The sequence below is a fragment of the Acinetobacter sp. YH01022 genome, from assembly GCF_013420235.1.
Taxonomy (GTDB): Bacteria; Pseudomonadota; Gammaproteobacteria; order Pseudomonadales; family Moraxellaceae; genus Acinetobacter.
The window spans coordinates 12482-36495 of sequence record NZ_VOYP01000031.1; the positions used below are offsets into that span (position 1 = coordinate 12482).

Consider the following 24014-nt stretch of genomic DNA (forward strand, 5'->3'; position numbering starts at 1 on the left):
TGAATACCATTGCAGCTTACATAAAACCTTCAACCGGTAACCATGAAATTATTTTAACCCCGGCTTTTTGCCACCATTTCATCTTGGGTTCTTTTTGGTAAGTTTTAATGCTGCCATCATGACCTTTAATTTGCCAGTTGATTTTATTGTTGGCATCTAACACCAGTTTGTAGGCATATTTAGACAGGTTTTGATCCATGGTGGAGTGGACCGCTTTGGCCAGGTTCGGGCTGTCCAGCAATACTCCAATTTCGGTATTCAAATAGGCGGAACGTGGGTCAAGATTAAAAGAGCCAATAAACACCTGTTTTTCATCAATAGCCATCAGTTTGGCATGCAGGCTGGAACGGCTTAAACCTTTGATGCTGACTTTGGCTTTTTCTGCAATTTCCTGGGTACGGGCATTCAGGTTTTCGCTTTCCGGAACAGACAGAAACTCGTAAAGCTGGACATTATTCTGAAGTAAATCCTTGCGATATTTGCCATAGAAAGCATGAACCAAAGCCACGTCATTGGCTTTAAAGGAATTGGTCAGTACCCGGACGTTAATATTGTTTTGCGCCAGATCACTCAGCATTTTCTCGCCTTTTTTTTCCGGGACAAAATAGGCTGAAATAATATCGACGCTGTGTTCGGGTTTTTCTAAACGGTTAATCAGCTGAAAATTCAGATGTTGTTCTTTTTTGGCTTTTGCCCGGATTTTACTGGGTGAATCACTGACGACTTCTGCCTTGACCCAGTCAAATTGAATACTGTTATTCAGCCAGTTTTCAAAAGCATGCGATCGGGTGGCTAAATCGAGATAATTCTGTACGGTAATGTTTTGGGAGTGTTCCTCAAGCTGTTTTTTCAGGCTGTCAAAACGCAAGGAATAATGTCGGGGATTGACAATTTGCTTGACCGGAAAAGCATAATCATCATTCCAGTATTCATCGAAGGAATGAATAATTTCATCCGATGCAGCGCCGACCAGCATCACGTCGACATCGGAAAACTGATAATTGTCACTAACGTTATAATACTGGTTACTCATATTGCGACCGCCAATTAATGCAATCTGGTTGTCTGCAATAAAGCTTTTGTTATGCATGCGACGGTTAATCCGTTTTAAGTCCAGTACCATGTCCATGGCACGATAATGTCTAAAACGGTAAGGATTATACAGGCGCACATCAATATTCTGATGCTGATCGAGGGCCAGATAAATGCCTTCCATCTTTTTGGCATTGTTGTCATCCATCAATAAACGGATCTTTACCCCTCGGTCTGCTGCCTGAATGATGGAGTGCAGGGCCAGCGCGCCAATTTTATCGTTGTCCCAAATGTAGTATTGTAAATCTAAAGTTTTTTCTGCTTTATCAATTAAATGGATACGTGCTGCCAATGCCTCAAGCGGGTCGTACAGCACATGATAACCGGTCAGGTTCGGGTTTTGTTCCCTCAAGGGCACAATGATTTTAGCCAGTGAAGTCTGTTCGGTTTTGGTATCAAATGAATATTCAACAGGCTGTGGTATTTGTTTGGGAAGGGTGGAGCATGCCGGAATTCCGAGCAGCAGACTACAACTTAATAATACGGTGGTTTTATAGCTAGCTGTGCTAGGGGATTGACCACTGTTTAAGTGTGTGAGCTGATGAGAAGATCGCGTCATAGGGTGTAAACAATACCAAAAATTGGTTTGAGTATAATTGTGAGCTGTGAAAAGATAAATATCAGAATAGATGAATGATGTAATATCATCGTAATGATTAGAGACGATAATATGTGGGATTCGCACGCAGTTGCTTTTTATTTTTATATTTGTTTCGCTCTGCTTGCGGTGTGGGGTATCGCACAGGCTTGGTTAAGCCAGACACGGACAGAAACTATTCATCCCTTTAAGGCCTTTGTACATTTATTGGCCTTTTATTTATCTTATTTACTTTTCCCTTTATTTTTCTTTAGCCTGTTTGCTGGTTGGAGTGGTTATTACTCGATTCACCAAGCGGTGTTTATTTTCTTGCTGAGCTGCGTGCTGATTTATGCCCGTTTTATCGAACCTCAGCATGTCATGGTTAAAACTTTGCAATATCAGCTCCATCCGGAGCAAAATCTGCAAAGCCCCGTCAAAATTGCCTTGATTGCCGATTTGCATATTGGTCTGTTTTCCGGGCATGAACGCCAATTGAAAATTATTGTCGATAAAATTAATCGGCAGAATCCTGATCTGGTGGTGGTGGCAGGGGACTGGACCTATGAACCTGAAAACAAGCTGGCCGATGAACTGGCCATTTTGCAAGACATCAATGCACCGGTGTATTCGGTGAATGGCAATCATGATGAGCAGTACCCGGGACCACCGATTCAAAACCTGTTGCGGCATGCACTTAAAGTCAATAATGTGATTGATATTGAAGGACAGATGATTGAATTTGATGAGTTCAGATTGCTTGGCGTGGGCGATTTATGGGCTGGAAAAACCGATATGCGCTACATGCCGGATTTGCCGCAAGACAAACCCTGGGTGATTTTGTCACATAACCCGGATACGGTGGATATGGTGCCGCAATTGCCGACCCGTCCTCTTATGCTGTCGGGGCATACCCATGGTGGGCAGGTGGAACTGCCTTGGCTGACCAACTACATCATGAAAAAAGTCTCCATCTTGGGACATAAAAAGGGTTTGTACCAGCATGAAAATGCCGATGTCTTTGTGACGGTAGGTACAGGAATGGTCGGTGTGCCCTTTCGTTTTCGCGTACCGCCGACCATTGATATTATTGAATTGGTTTAAATCTTGAAGATCGGTTCTAGGAACAATTTTTGACATACCCTAAAACAAGATTGTTTTATAACAATGAGAACAAAATAGGAGAAGAGCATGTCTTTTTTAGAAGAGGTTGGTCAGTTTTTTGCTTTAACAGAACCTCAATCGGCACAGCTTGAAGCCGGTTTAATTGCCTTAGAAACGTATTTTCAGCAAGCAGAGGCGGATGTAGTGAACACGCAAGAATTTGCGCGCACATTTTATCAAAAGTTTCAGCAACTGATCACGGCCTTTGGGATTGATGAAAATAATGTGGAAGCTTTGCTGGATCATTTATATGGCACAGAGCGATATCGCCAGCTGGTGACTTACATTGTGCCGAGTTATTACAATGCCGGTGGCGATCGAGCGGTGTTTGAAGAGCTATATCAAGAAATGCTCAGTGATGAACAGATCTGAGAAACATAAAAAAACCAGCGTGATCAGGCTGGTTTTTTTATGTCTAGATGACATTAAACCTGGTTGTTTACATCATCATGTTTGGTTTCACGAATGGCCAGGAAGGCAAGCAGTGAAAGGATAGAAGCTGCAGTTAAATAATAACCTACAGCATATAAACCATAAGTCGTTGCAAGCTTGGTTGCAATTAAAGGTGCAAAAGATGCGCCAAAAATACCAGCGAGGTTAAAGGTTAATGCTGAACCGGTATAACGTACTGAAGTCGGAAAAATTTCAGACAGTACCGTACCAATCGGGCCATAGGTTAAGCCCATGATCGCCAGACCAATACATAAGAATAGGAAAACGACAACAGTGCTGCCAGATTCAAGCATGCTTGAGAACACCAGGCCAAACAATGCTGAAACAATACATACGCCAATTGAAGTGGCTTTGCGACCAAATTTTTCCGCAAAAACGGCAGAAAGTGGAATGAATGCCGCAAAGCATAAAGTGGCAACCAGTTGCAGTTGCAGAAATTCGGAACGTGTGTAACCGAGTTTGGTGGTTCCCCAGTTTAAGGCGAACACTGTGGTTAAGTAGAACACCACAAAGGTACAGATGGCAGCGATAGTACCCAGAATCAGCATGCCCCAGTGTTTGGTCAACACTTCTTTAAACGGAATATTTACTTCTTTTTGCTTATCCAATACTTTTTGGAAGGCGGGTGTTTCATGCAGTTTCAGACGAATCCATAAACCCACAATCACCAGTAAAGCACTTGAAATAAACGGAATACGCCAGCCCCATTGCATAAATTCCTGTTCCGACATGAATGCACCAAGGGTGATAAAAGAACCTGTCGCCAGGATAAAGCCGATTGGTGCTCCAAGTTGCGGGAACATGCCGTACCAGGCACGTTTACCTTCAGGCGCATTTTCAGTTGCCAGAAGCACAGCACCACTCCATTCACCTCCCAAGCCCAGTCCTTGACCTAAACGGCAAAGCGCAAGCAATAAGGGTGCAGCAAGACCCACTTGTGCATAAGTGGGCAGTAAGCCAATACAGACGGTCGAAATACCCATCGTCAGTAAGGCTGCGACCAGAGTTGCCTTACGGCCAATCCGGTCACCCAAATGTCCAAACAGGGCAGCACCAATCGGACGCGCAATAAAGGCAATCGCAAAGGTGGCCAAAGACTGAATGGTTGCTGTGGTTGGGTCTGTACTTGCCGGAAAGAACAGATGGGGAAAAATAATCACTGCCGCTGTTGCATAAATATAAAAATCGAAGAACTCGATTGTTGTACCGACAAGGCTTGCAGTAAGAACGCGGAATTTTGAATTGGTTGCGACTTCTGCTGAAGCAGCAATAGAATCTGATGACGCCATGGATGACCTTACACTTACTAAAAATAAAAAAAGCTTAGTTTTAAAAGCGTAATCTTTTTAAAAAAGGCGTAATTTCTTAAAAAAACAACGAAGAATCTTCTCTACTCAACTCGCTCAGGGTCACTGAAATGAAGAATGAGAGGATTAAATCACGTAAAGATAGATAGACAGAAAATGTGATCCTGCACCGATCAATACAAAAATATGCCAGATAGCGTGGGTGTATCTTACCTTTTTTAACGCATAAAACAATGCACCCACAGTGTATGCAAGTCCACCAACGATCAAATAGGTTAACGCCTCGGCACTTAAATAGCATTGCATGTCATCCATGACCAGTAAGGCCAGCCATCCCATGACCAAATAGGCGATGAGTGAAATTTTCTGGAAACGATGAATGAAAACCAATTTGAATAGTGTGCCAATCAGCGCAATCAGCCAAAGGGCAATTAATAAATAATGCGCTTTAGCCGTAGGCAGGGCGATGGACAGGAACGGGGTATAGGTTCCTGCAATCAGATAATAAATGGCAGTATGGTCCAGTTTTTTGTACCAGCCACGCCGTTGTGGTGATTCGGCAAAATGATACAGGCTGGAAGCAGAAAAAAGTAAAATCATACTGAGTGCGTACACACACAAGCTGACAAATTGCCCAAGCGGTAAATCACTGCCTTTGATCAGCATAAAAATACTGGCAATAAGCGCTAATAATGCGCCAAGTGCATGACTGATCGCATTAATTTTTTCTTCATGTGGATCATAAGCCTGCAGTTGAGAAGTCGTCATTATTTATTTTCTATAATTAAAAATACACTTGTATAGTAATGCAATTTTACCTTTAAAGTAAGAAGTTTTAAACTGATGACCTAATTTATTCGAGTGATATGTATGTCTCAAGCGGCTTCTCCTTTTATTCAGGAACAAAAATTCTTAGATGCTTTTCAGCAAGCCATTGAAACACATAGTTTTGATCGAATGATTATTAGCCAGTATAAAGGTGAGCTGGAACATCTGGAGAAAATGATCTTAAGAGTCATTTCACTGCAAAACCAGCCTGTGCTCAGTTGTCTGTATCGTTATAAGACGCAGGATGTCACTAAAAATTACCCTTTGGCTGAAGCCGTGCCCTTGGTGCAGTCATTGTTGGCGAAATCGAAGCAGGCCAATCTGTTTACCGCGAGTGAAGAACTGCAACTGAAAAAAAACAAGAAGAAAGCCATGCTGAGCAGCAGTAAAAAGGCGATTACGATAGTGAATCCTGCAGAGACCCAGCAAGACCATGACCGTACCAAGCATCGCTATGTCGATCAAGACAGCTATTTTCTACAGCCGCTGGGCATTACCGACCATAAAGCACAGATTATTCCGAGCATGGCACGTAAATGGAAACAGATTAATAAATTTGTCGAAATTTTCTCGGGTGCTCTGGATCAGATTAACCAACATGATCATGCACTGCGTGTGGTTGATTTTGGTTCAGGCAAAGGTTATCTGACTTTTGCTTTATATGACTATCTGGCCAAACATGGGCAGATGCCTTTTGTTACAGGTGTAGAGCTCAATCCGAAAATGGTGGAGTTTTGTCAGGATGTTGCGCAGCGTTCAGCCTTTCAGCAACTGGATTTTTTTCAGGGCGATGTTCGTACCTATCAGCCTGAACATCTCGATGTCATGATTGCGCTGCATGCCTGCGATGTGGCAACCGATTTTGCCATTCATACCGGGATTCGCTTAAATGCGCAAATGATTATGTGTGCGCCGTGTTGTCATAAAGAATTGCGTCCACAGCTGAAAAGCCCTGAAGTGCTGAAACCGATGCTGCAATTTGGCATTCATGCCGGACAAGCAGGCCGAAATGCTGACCGATACCATTCGTGCCTTGCTGCTCAGAGCCTATGGCTATGAAACCAAAGTGTTTGAATTTGTGGCGTTGGAACACACCAGTAAAAACAAGATGATTCTGGCCACCAAACGTAAAGATTATAGTGAACCGGATCAGCAGGTTTTGGCGCAGATTCAGGCCTTAAAACAGATGTATGGCATTCAAAAACATTCCCTGGAACTGTTGCTAAATGATCAGTGGGATCAGCAGGATATAGGCTGTAAGTGTTAATTCAAAATGAATAAAGCAGTTTGAAAGATGTTTTTATTTTTAGGAAGATGATGGTTGATGACCTCATTTATAATATGCACAGGCAGTTGGAATGAATTGCAAAACGATGCAAAACTGATTCGTGAGCAGGTCTTTATTCAGGAACAAAACATTGCTGCTGCCGATGAATGGGATACACAAGATGCCATTTCTCGGCACTTTGTGGTGTTTGATCAAGCTCAGCCCGTTGCAACAGCGCGCCTGCTGCAAAATAATAGCATTGGCCGGGTTGCGGTTTTAAAGGCTTATCGTAGACAGGGCATTGGCAAGCTGTTGATGCTGGAGATTATTCAGCAGGCTAAACATGAGCAGCGCAAATTTTTGAAACTCTCTTCTCAAGTATATGCCGTGCAGTTTTATGCAGGACTGGGCTTTACTGTGGAAGGAGAGCAATATCCGGATTGCGGCATTGCGCATATTGATATGTATTTAAAATTGCAGTAATTCAATAGCCATTAAAGTAGGTGTAAAAAAGCGGGATACCTCATCCCGCTTTTTTTATTTTCTATAATCAGTGACCATGGGCAGCAGATGCGTTGTGGTCTGCCATATTGGCATGTTCTTGTTCTGTCATATTCATTTCAGCCGCAGTAGGTTCGGAAGCCGAAGATTGCTGCTGGTGTGCAGTATGCGTCTGATTGCGCTTTTGACTTGGCATATAGTCTGGTTCGTTGCTCACGGCAAGATAAAAGATGCCCATAAATAATGCACCTAAAATACACACAATAATGACGGCTTTCCAACCCCAAGATGATTTTTCAGGAGAAGAGTTATTTGTCATAAGAGGACTACCCACTGGATAAATAAAAAATTTAGAACTTATGTAACTTTATAACATAAAAGCCCTGTAAAAGCAGATGAGATTCTGTGGTTTAAAAAAGCATCATGCTCGAGTAAAAGAAGAGAAGCGTCTCGCTTCTCTTCTTTTACAATATTTTTGCACAATAAGATTTAAATTTTTTCGCCTTGGGCAATCTTGTCTTTGAGCAATTGCGGTGCTTTAAAACGTACGCCATATTTAGCTTCAAGGGTATTGGCACGCAGCAGGGCTTTTTCTAAACCGTATTGATTTAAAAATTGCAAAGCACCTCCAGTCCACGGGGCAAAACCAATTCCGAAAATCGAGCCGACATTGCCATCGACTGTCGATTCCAGCACACCTTCTTCCAGACAGCGTAAAGTATCCAGAGATTGCACAAACAGAAAACGGTCAATCATTTCCTGTTCAGAAATATCCGTATCTTTCTGCCATTTTTTCAGGCCCTCCCAAAGCTGCTTTTTACCCCCTTTTGGATAGTCATAGAAGCCTGCACCAGCAGCCTTACCTTTACGGTCAAATTCGTGAATCATGGTCTGAATCACGTCATCCGCAGTTGAGCGTGGCAGATCTTTGCCTTCGGCTTGCAGGGCTTTACGTGTTTCAGTCGCGACATGCTCTGAAAGGGTAAGCGAAACTTCATCCTGAATGGCCAGTGGACCCACAGGCATACCGGCTTTCAGCGCAGCCATTTCAATACGGGCTGGATGTATACCTTCGGCCAGCAGGCGCAGACCTTCCTGAACAAAGGTGCCAAACACGCGACTGGTAAAGAAACCGCGGCTGTCATTCACCACAATCGGGGTTTTGCCAATTTGCTGCACAAAATCATAGGCTTTGGCCAAGGTTTCACTGGATGTGTTTTGCCCTTTGATGATTTCAACCAGCTGCATTTTATCGACCGGACTAAAGAAATGCAGGCCAATAAAATTCGCCGCATTTTTAGAAGCCTGTGCCAAAGCGGTAATTGGCAAGGTCGAGGTGTTGGATGCTATCACGCCACCATCGACCAGATAGGGTTCAGCTTCTTGCGTGACTTTGGCTTTCAGCTCGGGATTTTCAAATACCGCTTCAATGATCAGGTCGCAACCTTGCAAGTCCGCAGCATCCGCCGTTGTCTTAATAACGGCTAAAATTCGATCTCTTTTCTCTGCGCTTAAATGACTCTGTGAGACTTTCTTGTCTAAAAGCTTTTGGCTATAGGCTTTGCCTTTTTCAGCCGCATCGAGAGAGATATCTTTTAGAACTACGGCAATGCCTTTAGATGCAGTGGCATAAGCAATGCCTGCACCCATCATGCCGGCACCTAAAATGCCGACTTTAGACGTTTTCCATTTGGCGATGTCTTTTGGACGGCTGGCACCAGACTTAATCGCATTCAAACCATGCCAGAAGGTGCCGATCATGTTTTTGGAAATTTGACCTGTGGCCAGATAGGTAAAGTAACGTGATTCAATGGTCAGCGCAGTATCGACATCAACCTGAGCACCTTCTACCGCTGCCGCCATAATGGCTTCAGGCGCTGGGTAGCAGCCTTTGGTTTTGTCACGCAGCATGGCAGGCGCAATCGCCAGCATTTGTGCCACGGCAGGGGACGAGGGTGTACCCCCCGGAATTTTATAGCCTTTTACATCGAAAGGTTGTGCAGACTGCGGATTGGCTTTGACCCAGGCAATGGCTTTGTCTAAAAGCTCCTGTTCAGAATCGGCTGTGTCGTGAATCAGCCCTAAAGATTTGGCTTTTTCTACACCCAATTGCTTGCCTTCCATGAGCAAAGGAAATGCATTTTGCAGACCGAGCAGGCGCACCATGCGTACAATACCGCCACCGCCAGGCAACAAGCCTAAAGTCACTTCAGGCAGGCCGAATTTGGTTTTGGCATCATTCAGAGCAATACGATGATGACAGCACAATGCCAGTTCCCAACCGCCACCCAGTGCTGTGCCATTTAAGGCTGCAACGACAGGAATACCGCGGGTTTCGATATAACGCAGCTGGGCTTTCATCTCTTCAATCATATTGAAGAATTCGGTGGCATGTTCAGGGGTAGCCTGAATCAGCTCATCCAGATCACCGCCGGCAAAGAAGGTCTTTTTCGCGGAACGGAAAATAATCCCTGCGATATGGTCATCGGCTTTTAGCTTTTTTACAGTTGCTGTTAAGGCATCGCGGAAATCTGCATTCATGGTATTGGCAGACTGGTTGGGAGAATCTAAGGTTAATATGACGATATTGTCGGCATTTTTTTCAAATTGAATTGCGCTCATTTTTCTTCTCCTTATACCAATTCAATAATGGTTGCGATGCCCATACCGCCACCGACACATAGTGTTGCCAAACCACGTTTCTTGCCTTGGCGTTCCAGCTCATCCAGTAGGGTGCCCAAAATCATGGCACCGGTTGCACCCAGTGGATGTCCCAGAGCAATTGCACCGCCGTTGACATTGACTTTGGCCGGATCAACATTGAGTTCATTAATGAAACGCATCACCACGGCAGCAAAGGCTTCATTCACTTCGAACAGGTCTATATCATCAATCGTTAAACCGGCTTTTTCCAAGGCTTTACGTGCGGCTGGAGCAGGGCCGGTCAACATGATGGTGGGATCAGTACCAACCAGTGCTGTAGCTAATACTTTGGCACGTGGTTTTAAGCCTTGTTCTCGTACTGCCTTTTCAGAAGCCACCAAAACCACCGCTGCACCATCGACGATGCCTGATGAATTACCTGCGTGATGTACATGGTTCACAGCACCTACTTCTGGATATTTTTGCAGGGCAATAGCATCAAAACCCATTTGACCCGTCATGGCGAAGCTTGGATTCAGTTTGCCCAAGCTTTCTGCTGTGGTAGTCGGTTTGATGAATTCGTCTTTATCCAAAATCACCACACCGGCTTTATCTTTTACCGGCACAACTGATTTGTCGAAATAGCCATTGGCTTGTGCGGCAGCGGCCTTCTTTTGTGACTGCTCTGCAAAAGTATCTACATCGGCACGGCTGTATCCATCAATGGTAGCAATCAGGTCGGCACCAATGCCTTGCGGAATAAAGTCACAGGCCATATTGGTTTCAGGGTCCAGTGCCCAAGGGCCGCCATCTGAACCCATTGGTACGCGCGACATAGATTCAACGCCACCAGCAACCACTATATCTTCCCAGCCTGAACGGATTTTCATGGCCGCCATATTCACGGCTTCAAGTCCAGATGCACAGAAACGGTTGATTTGCACACCCGCTACATCATTATCCCAACCTGCAGCAATGGCTGCAGTTTTGGCAATATCAGCACCCTGGTCGCCAATCGGCGTGACACAGCCTAGGACAATATCATCAACCTTTGAAGTATCAAGTTGATGACGGTCTTTTAATTCATTCAGCAATGTGGTGAGTAGGGTAATCGGTTTCACTTCATACAGTGAACCATCCTTTTTTCCTTTTCCGCGTGGTGTGCGAATGGCATCAATGATATAAGCCTTGCTCATGGCATTTCCCTTTTATGATTTTAAAATTTTTATACTTTTTTGAGTGTAATGATTAATTTTCGAAGTGCAATGACGAGAACGGATCAGGTCAGATGATGTTTTTGGTCAATAAAAAAGCCCAAGTCGAAACTTGGGCATAGAGAGAAACTGAAAAGATCGGTTGTGATCAGTGATAACCGTGCAACTGGCGATATAACCCTGGTGTTACGCCGGTCCATTTTTTAAAGGCACGGTGGAAGGTACTGGTTTCACTAAAACCGACCTGCTGTGCGACATCTTCGAGGGTCAAACCTGGATTTAGCAGCAGATGAATGGCGGCATCACGGCGCAAGGCATCTTTCACGCCCTGATAGCTTTTGCCTTCCGCAGCCAGACGGCGACGCAAAGTTTGAGGAGAAAGATACAACATCGAAGCGACATCGTTGAGTGTTGGCATTTCTTCACCAATCTGGCTCTTTAACACTTCACGGATACGAGAAGTCAGCGAGTTGGTGTTTTTGAATTTAACCAGCAACTGTGCAGGTGCAGCTTTGAGGAATTCTTCCAGCGTTTCTTCATTTTGACGCAGCGGAAGATCCAGATAGTCTGCGGCAAAGGTAATTTCGGTACGTGGCGCATCGAATTGCATCACCGGTGCGAAGAACAGGGCATCATATTCATCGGCATGTGCAGGACGTGGATAGCCAAAATGAACGCGTTCGAGTGGCAGACGGCGTTCGATGAGCCAAGAGGCCAGACCGTGCCAGATCATCAGCATGCTTTCGGTAATGAAGTGATCGGGATCCATGCTTTTAGGAATAAGCGGAACCAGGCGCGCTTCGTGTTTGTCACGTTCCAGAGTCACAGACCATTCATCGCCAAACAGTTTATAGAACTGGGAAGAAAGCTCTAAGGCATCTCCTAGCGTTTTCGCATGAATAATCAACTGACACATAATGGCAAAAGTGCCCAGACGACGTGGCTGTATATCAAAGCCGACATGTTCGTCCTGGGTCACCATCCAGAGCATTTGAATAAATCGGGTATATTGTTCCGGAGAAATACGGGCTTTAGGTTGACGTAATAATTCCGCTTCAATGCCGACATGTGACAATAAAGTTTCGACATCCATGCCCAGACGTTTTACGCCGGTTAAAGCCGCATTGACGAAGTGGATACTAATCGTATCGCGACTCATATTAAATCCTTCAGTCTCTTTCTCTTTTATATTCACTTGCAGTTGACCTAAATGACGCTAAAAATTGTTTGGGTGGCAATTTACAATAGTTGTTGCACCCTATTTACATCTTAAATTGCCGAAATGATCAAGGTAAATGGCTGAACATGACATTGTTTTATGAGTTTTATATTTCTAATATGCATATAAAATCAACATAAAAAGAGAAAAAACGGACATGACTACGGCTTTAAAAGGATTAAAAGTACTTGATTTTTCAACTTTACTCCCGGGTCCATTTGCCACTTTGTATCTGGCAGACCTCGGTGCAGAAGTGATCCACATTGAATCACCTACACGGCCAGACCTGATTCGGTTATTGCCGCCTTATGCCCATGGACAGGCAACAGCGCACAGTTATTTAAACCGTAATAAACAGTCGGTTGCTCTGGATTTAAAAGATCCGCACAACATTGAACTGATTAAACAGAAGATTACTGAATACGATATTGTGGTCGAGCAGTTTCGGCCGGGGGTGATGCAGCGCCTGGGCCTGGACTACGCCACGCTTGCAGCATTGAACCCTCGACTGATTTATTGCTCCATTACTGGCTATGGACAGACCGGAAGTTATAAAGATAAGGCCGGACACGATATAAATTATTTGGCCTTGTCCGGAATTGCTGGACATAGTGGCCGGCAAGAGGGTGGACCACCGGCATTGGGGATACAGGTCGCCGATGTGGCTGGAGGCTCCTTACATGCTGTCATTGGGATTTTGGCTGCCGTGGTGGAACGTGAGCACAGCGGTTTGGGACAATATATTGATATTTCGATGACCGATTGTGTAGCCACTTTAAATAATATGGCAGCGGCTGCCACATTGGCAGGAAATACCAAACAATTTCCCGAACAGTCGTATTTAAATGGCGGCAGTTTTTATGACTATTACCAGACTCAGGATGGCCGTTATTTATCGATTGGGAGTTTGGAGCCACAGTTTATGTCGGGCTTGGCACACATTTTGGATCTTCCCATCCTTGGTGAAAAAGGGGCTTCGTTTGACCCGGCAGATCAGCAAGTCGTCAAGCGGGCGCTTCAGGAAAAGATTCAATCGAAAACTTGGCAAGAGTGGCAAGTGATCTTTACCGATCAGGATGTGTGTGTAGAGCCTGTTTTAACTCTGGATGAAGCCTTGGATTCTCGTTTGGCTCAAGAACGAAAATGGGCAATAGACGTGCCGCTGGCTCCGGACAGCAAGCAGACGGAAACCCAGTTGGCCTGTCCGATTAAATTTTCCCGCTCTAAGGCAGAATATTTATATATCGGGCAGCATTTAGGCGCCGGAAACTGGTAGTTTTCACATGGATTAAAAACATTAACATTGAAAAACAATGTATTCACAATTTGCGCCCAATGTTAAATAAAAAACAGGAGTAGCATCAATATTAGAAAAAAATAATATAAAGGTGAGCAGCTGTGAAGAAGTTATGGAGCACGTTCGGTGTTGGTGTGAGCCTGACCTCTCTCAGCGCTGTATTAAATCCCGCAAATGCAGGCAATACATTTGATTCAAAAAGCCAGTGGATGTTTCGTGACTGGAATGGTCAACGTATAGCATTACAACAAAAAGGTTATGACTTCAGTCTGGGTTATACCGGCGAAGTTGCGACTCTACTGGACTCAGATCATTATTCCAGTCATGGCACTGAATACGCAGATCAGTTTGCAATCGGTGTCCACTTCGATTTAAACAGAATTCTAGGCTGGCAAGACACTGAAGCGCAAATAACCGTGACCGAACGTAATGGCCGTAGTCTGTCGAATAGTTCAGCTGCCTTAAATGGTCATCTCAGTTCGGTACAAGAAGTTTGGGGCCGTGGGCAAACCTGGCGTTTAATGGACTTCTGGATCAAGAAAAAATTCCTGGAACAAAAACTGGATCTCAAAGTGGGGCGCTTTGGTGAGGGTGAAGATTTCAACAGTTTCGATTGTGATTTTCAGAATCTGGCGCTTTGCGGTTCTCAAGTGGGGAACTGGGTCGGTGATCAGTGGTACAACTGGCCAGTGAGTCAATGGGCTGCCCGAGCGAAATATAACTTCACTCCTGACGTCTATGCCCAAGTCGGTGCTTATGAATATAACCCTGAAAACCTTGAACGAGGCAAAGGCTTCAATTTAAGTACCGATGGTTCTCATGGTGCGATTATTCCTGCTGAAGTGGTTTGGACGCCGAAACTCGGCGCGGCAAAACTTCCGGGTGAATATCGTGCAGGTTATTACTACAGCAGCGCCGATGCTGCAGAAATAAAAGAAGCATCTAAAACTGAGCACAAACAAGGTGTCTGGGTTGTGGCCAAACAGCAACTGACTGCACATAACGGTGATTCATCTCGCGGTCTGAGTGCTTTTGTAAACTTAACTTTACATGATCGTGACACAAACAAAGTCAGTGACATGCAAAATATGGGTCTGGTTTATAAAGGTTTAATGGACTTTCGTCCTCAGGACGAGATTGCGATCGGTATAGCCCGTATCAAGATCAATGACGATGTCAATGATGCGAACATTCGCAATAACAGTTTGGATGCCCGTGGCCTACAGAGCGAAGAATACGATACGGAAATTTACTATGGTATTCATGCAACAAACTCGCTCACTATCCGTCCAAATATTCAATATATCCATCAGGTTGGTGCATATAAAAATGGCGAGAATGCTTGGGTTGGCGGTATTAAGTTACAAACAGCATTCTAGTTTCTAGATGGTAAGTACTTGGGTTTTATCATTCGATGCTTGGAGCACAACTTTCTTTTGCAGATCGGTTTAATCCAGATATTTAAAATCTAAAAATTAAAAAGGTGCTCATATTTAACTTTAGGTATGAGCTTTAAAAGAATTCTAAAAATAGGTGGTCAATATGAGTACTCCATCTTCAGGTTCAGGGCTAAAAACGATTTTGGCTGTTGTGGCCATCATTTTCGGTTTAGTGCTGCTGATTGGAGGAATATATCTTGCAGTGCTTGGTGGGTCTTGGTACTACATCATCGCAGGTCTATTCTTCATTGCAACTGCAGTTTTATTACACAAATTAAAAAGCTCGGCACTGCTGATTTACGCGGCGCTGCTATTAGGGACTGTGGTGTGGGGGCTTTGGGAAGTGGGTTCTGACTTCTTTGCGCTGACACCTCGTCTGGACATTTTAGGACTATTTGGTCTTTTATTACTTATTCCTGCGGTGACTCGCGGATTTGAACATCCAAAAGGTGCACAACTGGTTCTTGCAGGCACATTGGTAATCACCATTGCCGTGATGATTTACTCGGTATTTAATGATCCACAGGAAATTCGTGGCGAGTTAAGCACTAAACAGCCTGCAACATCACAGCCTATTCCGGGGATTGAAGATGGTGACTGGCCGGCGTATGGCAGGACACAGTCCGGTTTACGCTATTCTCCGTTAAAGCAAATTAATTCTGAAAACGTAAAAGACTTGCAAGTGGCCTGGGAATATCACACTGGTGAATTCGAAACTGAAAATGACTCGGGTGAAACCACCAATCAGGTCACGCCGATTAAAGTGGGTGACAATATGTACATTTGTACAACTCACCAGAAATTGACCGCACTTGATCCGGCAACAGGTCAAGCAAAATGGACTTATGACCCTAAATTACGTGCTGATAATACCTATCAACATTTAACTTGCCGTGGTGTGTCTTATTATGACGCCAATAACACGGCGGGCTTCGAAGCCAGTCTGGCTGCCAAAACAACGGCTTCAGCCGAGTGCCCTAAGAAAGTGATTTTGCCGGTGAATGATGGCCGTCTTGTCGCGATCAATGCAGACACGGGCAAGGCGTGTACTGACTTTGGTAAAAATGGCGAAGTCGATCTGCAAAAAGACATGCCATTCCCATACCCGGGTGGTTATATCCCGACCTCTCCGCCAGTGGTTACAGGTACAACCATTATTATTGGCGGTTCAACCACCGATAACTATTCGACTGAAGAGCCATCGGGTGTGATCCGCGGTTATGACATCAATACCGGTGAACTGCTGTGGGTATTTGATACTGGTGCTGAAGATCCAAATGCCATTCCTGCGCCAGGCCAGAAATTTGTTCATAACTCCCCCAATGCCTGGGCACCTTTGGCCTATGACGCGAAACTGGATATGGTCTATGTACCTACAGGTGTCGGTACGCCAGATATTTATGGCGGGCACCGTACCGAACTGGATGAACGCTATGCCAACTCCATGCTGGCTTTAAATGCATCTACCGGTAAGCTGGTCTGGAATTTCCAAACCACCCATCATGACTTATGGGATATGGATGTACCAGCGCAGCCGACTTTAGCGGACATTAAAGATAAATCTGGCAATCTTGTTCCTGCAATCTATGTGCTGACGAAAACAGGGAATGCTTTTGTGCTGGACCGTCGTACGGGTAAGGCAATCGTTCCGATTACAGAGAGGCCGGTGCCGCAAACGGTAAAACGCGGCGCACAAACCAAAGGCGAACGTTATTCACCAACTCAACCATTCTCTGATTTTGACCTGGCGCCTAAAGAAAAATTAACCGACAAGCAGATGTGGGGTGCCACCATGTTTGACCAGTTAATCTGCCGTGTAGCGTTCAAGAAATTGAATTATGAAGGGATTTACACGCCGCCTTCAGAAAATGGCACGCTGGTGTTCCCGGGTAACCTGGGCGTGTTTGAATGGGGAGGTATGTCGGTCAACCCCGACCGTCAAATTGCAGTAATGAACCCGATTGGCTTGCCATTTGTGTCCAGACTGATCCCTGAAGATCCGAACCGTAAGCAAACAGCCAAAGGCGCGGGGACTGAACAAGGTGTTCAGCCCATGTACGGTGTACCTTATGGGGTAGAAATCAGTGCCTTCCTTTCACCTTTCGGACTGCCATGTAAACAGCCGGCTTGGGGCTATGTGGCGGGTGTCGATTTAAACACCCATGAAGTGGCCTGGAAACGCCGGATCGGTACCATTCGTGACAGTATGCAGGGTATTCCATTACCGCCATTTAAAATGGGGGTGCCAATGCTGGGCGGTCCAATCTCGACTGCAGGTAATCTGATGTTTTTGGGTGCAACCCAAGACAATTATATCCGTGCCATTAATGTCACCAATGGTGATGAGCTTTGGAAAGGCCGTCTACCGGCGGGTGGTCAGGCAACGCCAATGACATATGAAGCCAATGGTAAACAATATGTAGTCATTATGGCCGGTGGTCATGGTTCATTTGGCACCAAAATGGGCGACTCTATCGTGGCTTATGCCTTACCCGATAAAAAATAAGCTACCTATTTATTCGGTTAAATTTTAAAAGTCCGATTCGTCGGGCTTTTTTATGAAAATAAATGCTAAGGAATAAATAAAATAAGCAATATCATGGAAAATGAATCAAAAAAGGCTGAAAGGCTGTATATCCGTGCAGCTTAGACACACTTATCAATAAAATCGCTATGAAATATGTAAAAAACGCATTTTGTTGATAGATCAAATCTCGTTATGCTGTCCGCCGTTATAATAGAAACTACTAGCTGTACGCCATGTATTTATATACTGATTTTGACCAGCAACTGGTCAATGAACGTGTTGCACAATTCCGTGACCAAACGGAACGTTATTTAGCCGGTAAATTGACGGAAGATGAATATCGTCCGCTTCGTCTGCAAAACGGCCTTTATGTACAACGTTATGCGCCAATGTTGCGTGTTGCAGTGCCTTACGGTCTGATGAATTCAAAACAATTGCGTAAAATTGCGCAATTGGCTCAAGACTATGACCGTGGTTATGCACACGTATCAACACGTCAAAACATTCAGTTTAACTGGCCTGCACTAGAAAATGTACCGGACATGCTGCAAGAGCTGGCATCTGTACAAATGCATGCCATCCAGACTTCTGGTAACTGTATCCGTAATACCACGACTGACCAGTATGCCGGGGTGGTTGCCGGTGAAATTGCAGATCCACGTCCGACCTGTGAATTGATCCGTCAGTGGTCAACTTTCCACCCGGAATTTGCCTTCTTGCCACGTAAGTTCAAAATTGCGGTTTCTGCATTAGAAGAAACTGACCGTGCGGCAACGTCATTCCACGACATTGGTGTATACATCGTGCGTAATGAAGCAGGTGAGATCGGCTATAAAATCAAAGTCGGTGGTGGCTTGGGTCGTACCCCGGTGATTGGTAGCTTTATCCGTGACTTCCTGCCACGTGAAGATTTGATTGCGTATTTGGAAGCGGTACTGCGTGTCTATAACTTGCATGGTCGTCGTGACAACAAATACAAAGCCCGTATCAAGATTTTAGTAAAAGCGTTAACACCAGCCGTATTTGCAGAAAAAGTTGAAGCTGAATTTGCACATACCATCAAGACTCTAAAAATCGATGCAGATACCTTGGCGAAAATGGATGAGAATTTCACGCCATTTGCTTACCAAGATTATGCCGATGAAGACTTTGCTGAGCAGTTTGCTGCGCATCCGAAGTTTAAGCAGTGGTTCAACATCAACACCAATGCACATAAAGTAAAAGGTTATCGTATCGTCACGATTTCTCTGAAACGTGCCGGTATTGCTCCTGGTGATATGACTGTTGAAGAGATGAACCTGATTGCAGATCTTGCAGACAAGTACACCTTCGGCGAGTTCCGTACCACCCACGAACAAAACATTGCCTTGGTCGATGTACCGCAAAAAGACCTGTTTGAATTATGGCAGATCCTTGATCAGCACAATCTGGCTCGTGCGCATATTGGTTTCATTACTGACATCATCTGCTGCCCGGGCGGTGATTTCTGTTCATTGGCGAATGCGAAATCCATTCCAATTTCTGAAGCGATTTCACGCCGTTTTGATGATCTGGATACTATTTACAACTTAGGTAAACTGGATCTCAACATTTCAGGTTGTATGAATGCCTGTGGTCACCACCATGTTGGTAATATCGGTATTTTGGGTGTAGACAAAAAAGGTGCAGAGTTCTACCAAATCACGCTTGGTGGTAATGCCGACCACGATGCTTCAATTGGTGACATCCTTGGGCCATCATTTGCAGCAGACCGTATTCCAGATGTAGTGGAAGAAATTCTAAATACCTATCTTGACCTTCGAAATGACGGTGAAGAGTTTATTGATACTTACCGCCGTGTTGGCATTCAACCATTTAAGGAGCGTGCATATGCTTAATACCGCACTACAAGTGCTCTCTAAAGATGGCACGATTGCAGACAATACGTATCAATTAATTGGTGAAGATGACGTATTACCACAGGGTGACGTGGTTTTAACGGTTGAACAGTTAGACCAGATTGCCAATATTTCAGGTAAAAAAGCACTTTACATTACTGTAGATGCCTCTCCTGAAACGCATGAGTTTCCGCTTGACCAGTTAGATGCAATCTTTATCGAATTTGCAGGCTTTAACGATGGTCGTGGCTATTCATTCGCTGCATTGTTACGTCGTCAAGGTTTTGCAGGTGAGTTACGGGCTACTGGTGATGTATTTAAAGACGTGTTGAACTATATGAAGCGCTCAGGTTTCGATACTTTCGTGATTAAAGAAGGTAAAGATATTGCTGAAGCTGCTGCAGGTTTGGGTGATTTCACCAATCCTTATCAAGCTTCAACTGCAGTGCCAAAAGCACATTATCAAACAGGTGCTTGATTGTTTTAAGCAAATGTTAAAAAGCCGGATTGATTCCGGCTTTTTTATGTATGTTTAAATAAAAAACCGTGATTACATGGCTTCTAATTGGCAATTGACCATCCATTTAATCCCAAACTGATCGGTAAATGTGCCATAGAGCGCTCCCCAAAATGTCTTTTCTAAAGGCATTTCTATTTGTCCATTCACAGATAAAGCATCAAATAAGCGTTGTGCTTCTGCCTGCTCATGGGCATTCAGATTAATTGAAATATAGTGATTATTACCTGGCGTGAAAATGCTATTGGTCTGCGCACAGAATTGATCATTGGCATCAGATCCCATCAATTCCGTAAATGCATTAATCGGTAAGGATACATGCAGAATAAGATTTTTATCTGCCTCAGATAGCGTGACACCTTCTTGCGCTGGCAATTCACCATAACGGGTCAGATTGGAAAACTCGCCACCAAAAACAGATTTATAAAAGTTAAATGCTGCTTCGGTTTCGCCTTGGAAATTAAGATAATGATTAAGTTGCATGAAAAGCCTTTGTTGTTGTTTTGATGCTTCTAATCTAGCAGGCTTAAGCTTAAATTTAGATGATGAAAATATAAAAAAGTGTAAGCATAAAAAATCCCTCAACAGAGGGATTTTTTTATCTTCTCTCTCTAACTCTCTCCCTAAGGGAGAGAGTTAGAGAGAGGGGGAATATACTTGATTTTCTCTTTAACGAAGGGAAATTTTTTACAAAAGCTCAATCGCTACAGCAGTTGCTTCACCACCACCAATACACAGGGTAGCAATCCCTTTTTTACCACCAGTACGTTTTAAAGCATGAATGAGCGTCAAGATAATACGCGAACCGCTAGAGCCAACCGGATGACCAAGGGCACAAGCACCACCATTGATGTTGACCTTAGCTGGATCAAGTTTGAAGTCATCCATTGGACACATGGTCACCATGGCAAAAGCTTCGTTAATCTCCCAAAGATCGACGTCTTGAGCATCCCAACCGGTTTTATTTAAAACTTTCTGAATGGCACCGACCGGAGCAATGGTGAACTCAGATGGATGTTGAGAATTTGTAGCATAGGCCACAATTTTAGCCAGAGGTTTTAAACCTTTTGCTGCTGCATTATCCGCCGATGTTAATACCAATGCAGATGCACCGTCTGAAATCGAGCTGGCATTCGCTGCAGTAATGGTGCCGTCTTTGGCAAATGCAGGGCGAAGTGCTGGAATTTTTGCAATATTGGCATTGAACGGTTGTTCATCTTTATCAACCACTATATCGCCTTTGCGGCTCGATACGGTTACAGGCACGATTTCATCGGCAAAGTAACCTTCATTCACGGCTTTTTGTGCACGTTCTAAAGAGCGAATCGCAAAGTCATCCATTTGTTCACGCGTATAGCCACGGGTATTTGCCATGTCTTGTGCAAATGAACCCATTAAACGGCCTGTTTCTGCATCTTCAAGACCATCCAAGAACATATGGTCTTTAATTTCACCATGACCCATGCGCAAACCACCACGTGCCTTAGGCAATACATAAGGTGCATTAGTCATGGATTCCATACCGCCTGCAACCACAATTTCAGCAGAGCCGGCTTTAATCATATCAGCCGCTTGCATCACGGCTTTCATGCCAGAACCACACAGCTTATTGATGGTGACTGCGCCAGTTGAATCGGGTAGTCCAGCTTGACGCATTGCCTGGCGAGCTGGTCCTTGTTTTAAGCTGGCAGGCAACACGCAGCCCATAATGACTTCTTCGACATCGGTTGCTTGTAATCCAGCACGTGCAATCGCTTCTTTGATACATGCTGCTCCAAGTTCTGGGGCTGTTACACTGGCCAAGCTACCTTGGAAGCCGCCCATTGCAGTACGTGCCCCATTTACGATTACGATGTCTGTCATTGTTCTTTCTCCGAGATTGATTTTTTTAGGGAATTACTTTCCAAGCTTAAGCAGTATATTGAAAAATGAGCTGGAATAAACAAAGATTGTAGGATGTCTTTAGACTGATAAGTTTTTTAGCAGCTCGATAGGTTTTCTATCCGCATATGTCCCATCGCACTCAGAACCAGTTTCTGGTGATGATCAGAAACTATTGAACAGTAATAAAAACTGCCATTTGAACCTATGGGCAAGCCATTTTCCGCTTGAAAAGTTAAGCTGGGAACATTCAAAGTTCCTTTCCAGTCTAAGCGCCCATATTTTAAATCGGTAGATTCTGTATAAATAATTTTTTCACTCGTATCAATTTGCCTATTTTTATTGCTGTCGAGAAAAACCAGTAAACCGGTAGTCCATTGGTTTGTTTGACAATTCACTTTATTTTGACTTGGACATATCACCACATTGCTATGATAAATAGATGCATGCGATTTAGCTAATTGAATCGTTGAAATCAGTTTATTGGTAGTGGTATTGACTTCCTGTTTGGCTTTTATGTCTTGAAAATAAGGTAAAGCAATGGTCGCCAGAATGGCAAAAATAGCCAAAGTAACGATGAGCTCAACTAACGTGAAACCATTTTTGTTTTGAAAAAGCATTTAAAGTGATCCTGTAATATATTTTTTTTAATTATTTGTGTTATTAGTGTTTTGTTTTTTAATTGTTTTTTTGCGGGTAATATTTATTACTCAACTTTTAAGAAAGCTGTTAAAATAATTTGCAAGTGACAATAAGCTATTCATAAGAATAAATTGAGTAAAAAATTACCGAATTACAACGGAAATTGTAAGTAATTTTGTCAATAATTTACTTGATTAAAGTTATCAAGCACTTGGAAAAAAAATAAAGTGTTTGTATGATTCACTGTGAATAGCTTAAGAATAAAACTGGGGTATAAGAAAGCCTATCTCAGAAATAGCCAAATTCTAGGCTTGAGCTTGAACAACAATTGTTATCTCTGGAGGATAAATCCATGAAAATGAGTCGTATTGCATTGGCAATGCTCGTAGCTGCTCCTTTAGCAGCTGCAAACGCAGGCGTAACTGTTACTCCATTAATGCTTGGTTATACTTTCCAAGACACTCAACACAACAATGGTGCTAAAGACCACTTGATGGACTCTACTGATGGTGAGCTACAAGACGATTTATTCGTTGGAGCTGCATTGGGTGTAGAACTTACTCCATGGTTAGGTTTTGAAGCTGAATATAACCAAGTGAAAGGTGATGTAGAAGGCCTTGGCGTACCTGCAGGTGCAGAATATAAGCAGACTCAAATCAATGGTAACTTCTATGCTACTTCTGATTTGATCACTAAAAACTATGACAGCAAAATCAAGCCATATGTACTTTTAGGTGCTGGTCATTACAAATATAAAGCTGCAGGTTCAATTGCAGATGGTGAGTCTGAAGAAGGTACTTTAGGTAACGCAGGTCTAGGTGCTTTCTGGCGCTTAAACGATGCTTTATCTCTACGTACTGAAGCTCGTGCTACTTATAACATCGATGAAGATTTCTGGAACTATACAGCTTTAGCTGGCCTTAACGTAGTTCTTGGCGGTCACTTGAAACCTGCTGCTCCTGTAGTTGAAGTTGCTCCAGTTGAGCCTGTAGCTCCAGTTCAACCAGCTCCACAAGAGTTGACTGAAGACCTTAACATGGAACTTCGTGTGTTCTTTGATACAAACAAATCAAACATCAAAGACCAATACAAACCAGAAATCGCTAAAGTTGCCGAGAAGTTAGTTGAATATCCAAACGCTACTGCTCGCATCGAAGGTCACACAGATAACACTGGTCCACGTGCATTGAACGAACGTTTATCTTTAGCTCGTGCTAACTCTGTTAAATCTTCACTTGTAAATGAATACAATGTAGATCCAGCTCGTTTGTCTACTCAAGGTTTCGCTTGGGATCAACCGATTGCTGACAACAACACTAAAGAAGGCCGTGCTATGAACCGTCGTGTATTCGCGACTATTTCTGGTAGCCGTACTGTTGTTGCAGAACCTGCTCAAGCTCAATAATTAATTATTGATCTAATCTAAAAAAAGCAGCCTTAGGGCCATTGCTGTCCCACAATTTTTCACAAGAGGAAGCTCATTTGAGCTTCCTCTTGTTTTATGGGTATTTTATCGGGTGAAAATAAAGCTTTTAAAGTTCTTCTTTCAAACAAATTCACTTGAATTAT

Annotated in this window: 19 protein-coding genes and 1 pseudogene; 10 read left to right on the forward strand and 10 right to left on the reverse strand. The window is 43.8% G+C overall.

Translation table 11 applies throughout. The features are described 5' to 3' along the window. Positions 1-16: 16 nt before the first annotated feature. The gene (locus tag FTT87_RS11455; RefSeq protein WP_180174884.1) at positions 17-1651 is read right to left on the reverse strand and encodes a phospholipase D family protein; all 1635 of its coding nucleotides are present in this window, start codon (positions 1649-1651) and stop codon (positions 17-19) included. 111 nt (positions 1652-1762) lie between these two features. On the opposite strand from FTT87_RS11455, the gene FTT87_RS11460 reads away from it, so the two are divergent. Continuing rightward, positions 1763-2773, forward strand: coding sequence for a metallophosphoesterase (locus tag FTT87_RS11460; RefSeq protein ID WP_180082170.1), 1011 nt, complete (start codon positions 1763-1765; stop codon positions 2771-2773). Between the two features lie 87 nt (positions 2774-2860). Next, positions 2861-3205 carry a hypothetical protein gene (locus FTT87_RS11465; protein WP_180082169.1) on the forward strand — a complete coding sequence of 115 codons (345 nt, stop codon included), beginning with the start codon at positions 2861-2863 and terminating at the stop codon, positions 3203-3205. A gap of 53 nt (positions 3206-3258) precedes the next feature. Here the strand turns inward: FTT87_RS11465 and FTT87_RS11470 are convergent, their stop codons facing one another. Beyond that, complete coding sequence (locus tag FTT87_RS11470; protein WP_086195706.1) at positions 3259-4575, reverse strand: MFS transporter; 1317 nt, start codon at positions 4573-4575, stop codon at positions 3259-3261. A 144-nt stretch (positions 4576-4719) separates the two neighbouring features. After that, positions 4720-5361, reverse strand: coding sequence for a hemolysin III family protein (locus tag FTT87_RS11475; protein WP_180174885.1), 642 nt, complete (start codon positions 5359-5361; stop codon positions 4720-4722). A 102-nt stretch (positions 5362-5463) separates the two neighbouring features. Between FTT87_RS11475 and FTT87_RS11480 the strand changes: the two are divergent. Then, positions 5464-6688 (forward strand): annotated as a pseudogene (locus FTT87_RS11480) (SAM-dependent methyltransferase). Positions 6689-6745: 57 nt separating this feature from the next. After that, on the forward strand, positions 6746-7171 hold the full coding sequence (locus FTT87_RS11485) for a GNAT family N-acetyltransferase (protein WP_180174886.1): 426 nt from the start codon (positions 6746-6748) through the stop codon (positions 7169-7171). Between the two features lie 67 nt (positions 7172-7238). Here the strand turns inward: FTT87_RS11485 and FTT87_RS11490 are convergent, their stop codons facing one another. The 4 genes from FTT87_RS11490 to FTT87_RS11505 form a co-directional block, all read right to left on the reverse strand. Then, on the reverse strand, positions 7239-7508 hold the full coding sequence (locus FTT87_RS11490) for a DUF4199 domain-containing protein (RefSeq protein WP_180044233.1): 270 nt from the start codon (positions 7506-7508) through the stop codon (positions 7239-7241). A 170-nt stretch (positions 7509-7678) separates the two neighbouring features. Beyond that, the gene (locus FTT87_RS11495) at positions 7679-9811 is read right to left on the reverse strand and encodes a 3-hydroxyacyl-CoA dehydrogenase NAD-binding domain-containing protein (RefSeq protein WP_180174887.1); all 2133 of its coding nucleotides are present in this window, start codon (positions 9809-9811) and stop codon (positions 7679-7681) included. An 11-nt stretch (positions 9812-9822) separates the two neighbouring features. Next, complete coding sequence (locus FTT87_RS11500) at positions 9823-11028, reverse strand: acetyl-CoA C-acetyltransferase (RefSeq protein WP_180174888.1); 1206 nt, start codon at positions 11026-11028, stop codon at positions 9823-9825. Positions 11029-11194: 166 nt separating this feature from the next. Continuing rightward, positions 11195-12205, reverse strand: a complete 1011-nt coding sequence (locus tag FTT87_RS11505; RefSeq protein WP_086195699.1) for an AraC family transcriptional regulator — start codon at positions 12203-12205, stop codon at positions 11195-11197. A gap of 217 nt (positions 12206-12422) precedes the next feature. Between FTT87_RS11505 and FTT87_RS11510 the strand changes: the two genes are divergently transcribed. The 5 genes from FTT87_RS11510 to FTT87_RS11530 all read left to right on the forward strand — a co-directional run bounded on the left by FTT87_RS11510 (position 12423) and on the right by FTT87_RS11530 (position 19883). Next, positions 12423-13541, forward strand: a complete 1119-nt coding sequence (locus FTT87_RS11510) for a CaiB/BaiF CoA-transferase family protein (protein WP_180174889.1) — start codon at positions 12423-12425, stop codon at positions 13539-13541. Between the two features lie 161 nt (positions 13542-13702). After that, on the forward strand, positions 13703-14941 hold the full coding sequence (locus tag FTT87_RS11515) for a carbohydrate porin (RefSeq protein ID WP_218954205.1): 1239 nt from the start codon (positions 13703-13705) through the stop codon (positions 14939-14941). A gap of 163 nt (positions 14942-15104) precedes the next feature. Then, positions 15105-17507 carry a glucose/quinate/shikimate family membrane-bound PQQ-dependent dehydrogenase gene (locus FTT87_RS11520; RefSeq protein ID WP_180174891.1) on the forward strand — a complete coding sequence of 801 codons (2403 nt, stop codon included), beginning with the start codon at positions 15105-15107 and terminating at the stop codon, positions 17505-17507. Between the two features lie 254 nt (positions 17508-17761). Then, positions 17762-19405 carry a nitrite/sulfite reductase gene (locus FTT87_RS11525; protein ID WP_180044221.1) on the forward strand — a complete coding sequence of 548 codons (1644 nt, stop codon included), beginning with the start codon at positions 17762-17764 and terminating at the stop codon, positions 19403-19405. Next, positions 19398-19883 (forward strand): DUF934 domain-containing protein, encoded by a 486-nt coding sequence (locus tag FTT87_RS11530; protein ID WP_180044219.1) that lies wholly within the window; start codon positions 19398-19400, stop codon positions 19881-19883. The genes FTT87_RS11525 and FTT87_RS11530 overlap by 8 nt, the downstream gene beginning before the upstream one ends. Before the next feature lie 72 nt (positions 19884-19955). Here the strand turns inward: FTT87_RS11530 and FTT87_RS11535 are convergent, their stop codons facing one another. The 3 genes from FTT87_RS11535 to FTT87_RS11545 all read right to left on the reverse strand — a co-directional run bounded on the left by FTT87_RS11535 (position 19956) and on the right by FTT87_RS11545 (position 22423). Further along, a complete protein-coding gene (locus FTT87_RS11535) occupies positions 19956-20405 on the reverse strand; it encodes a VOC family protein (RefSeq protein ID WP_180044217.1) in 450 nt (149 codons plus the stop codon). Between the two features lie 204 nt (positions 20406-20609). Further along, positions 20610-21785: a thiolase family protein gene (locus FTT87_RS11540; protein ID WP_180044214.1), complete on the reverse strand. Its 1176-nt coding sequence runs from the start codon at positions 21783-21785 to the stop codon at positions 20610-20612. Between the two features lie 116 nt (positions 21786-21901). Next, positions 21902-22423, reverse strand: a complete 522-nt coding sequence (locus FTT87_RS11545) for a GspH/FimT family pseudopilin (protein ID WP_180044212.1) — start codon at positions 22421-22423, stop codon at positions 21902-21904. A gap of 374 nt (positions 22424-22797) precedes the next feature. On the opposite strand from FTT87_RS11545, the gene omp38 reads away from it, so the two are divergent. Then, positions 22798-23850, forward strand: coding sequence for an outer membrane protein Omp38 (gene omp38 / locus FTT87_RS11550; protein WP_180044211.1), 1053 nt, complete (start codon positions 22798-22800; stop codon positions 23848-23850). Positions 23851-24014 lie beyond the last annotated feature (164 nt).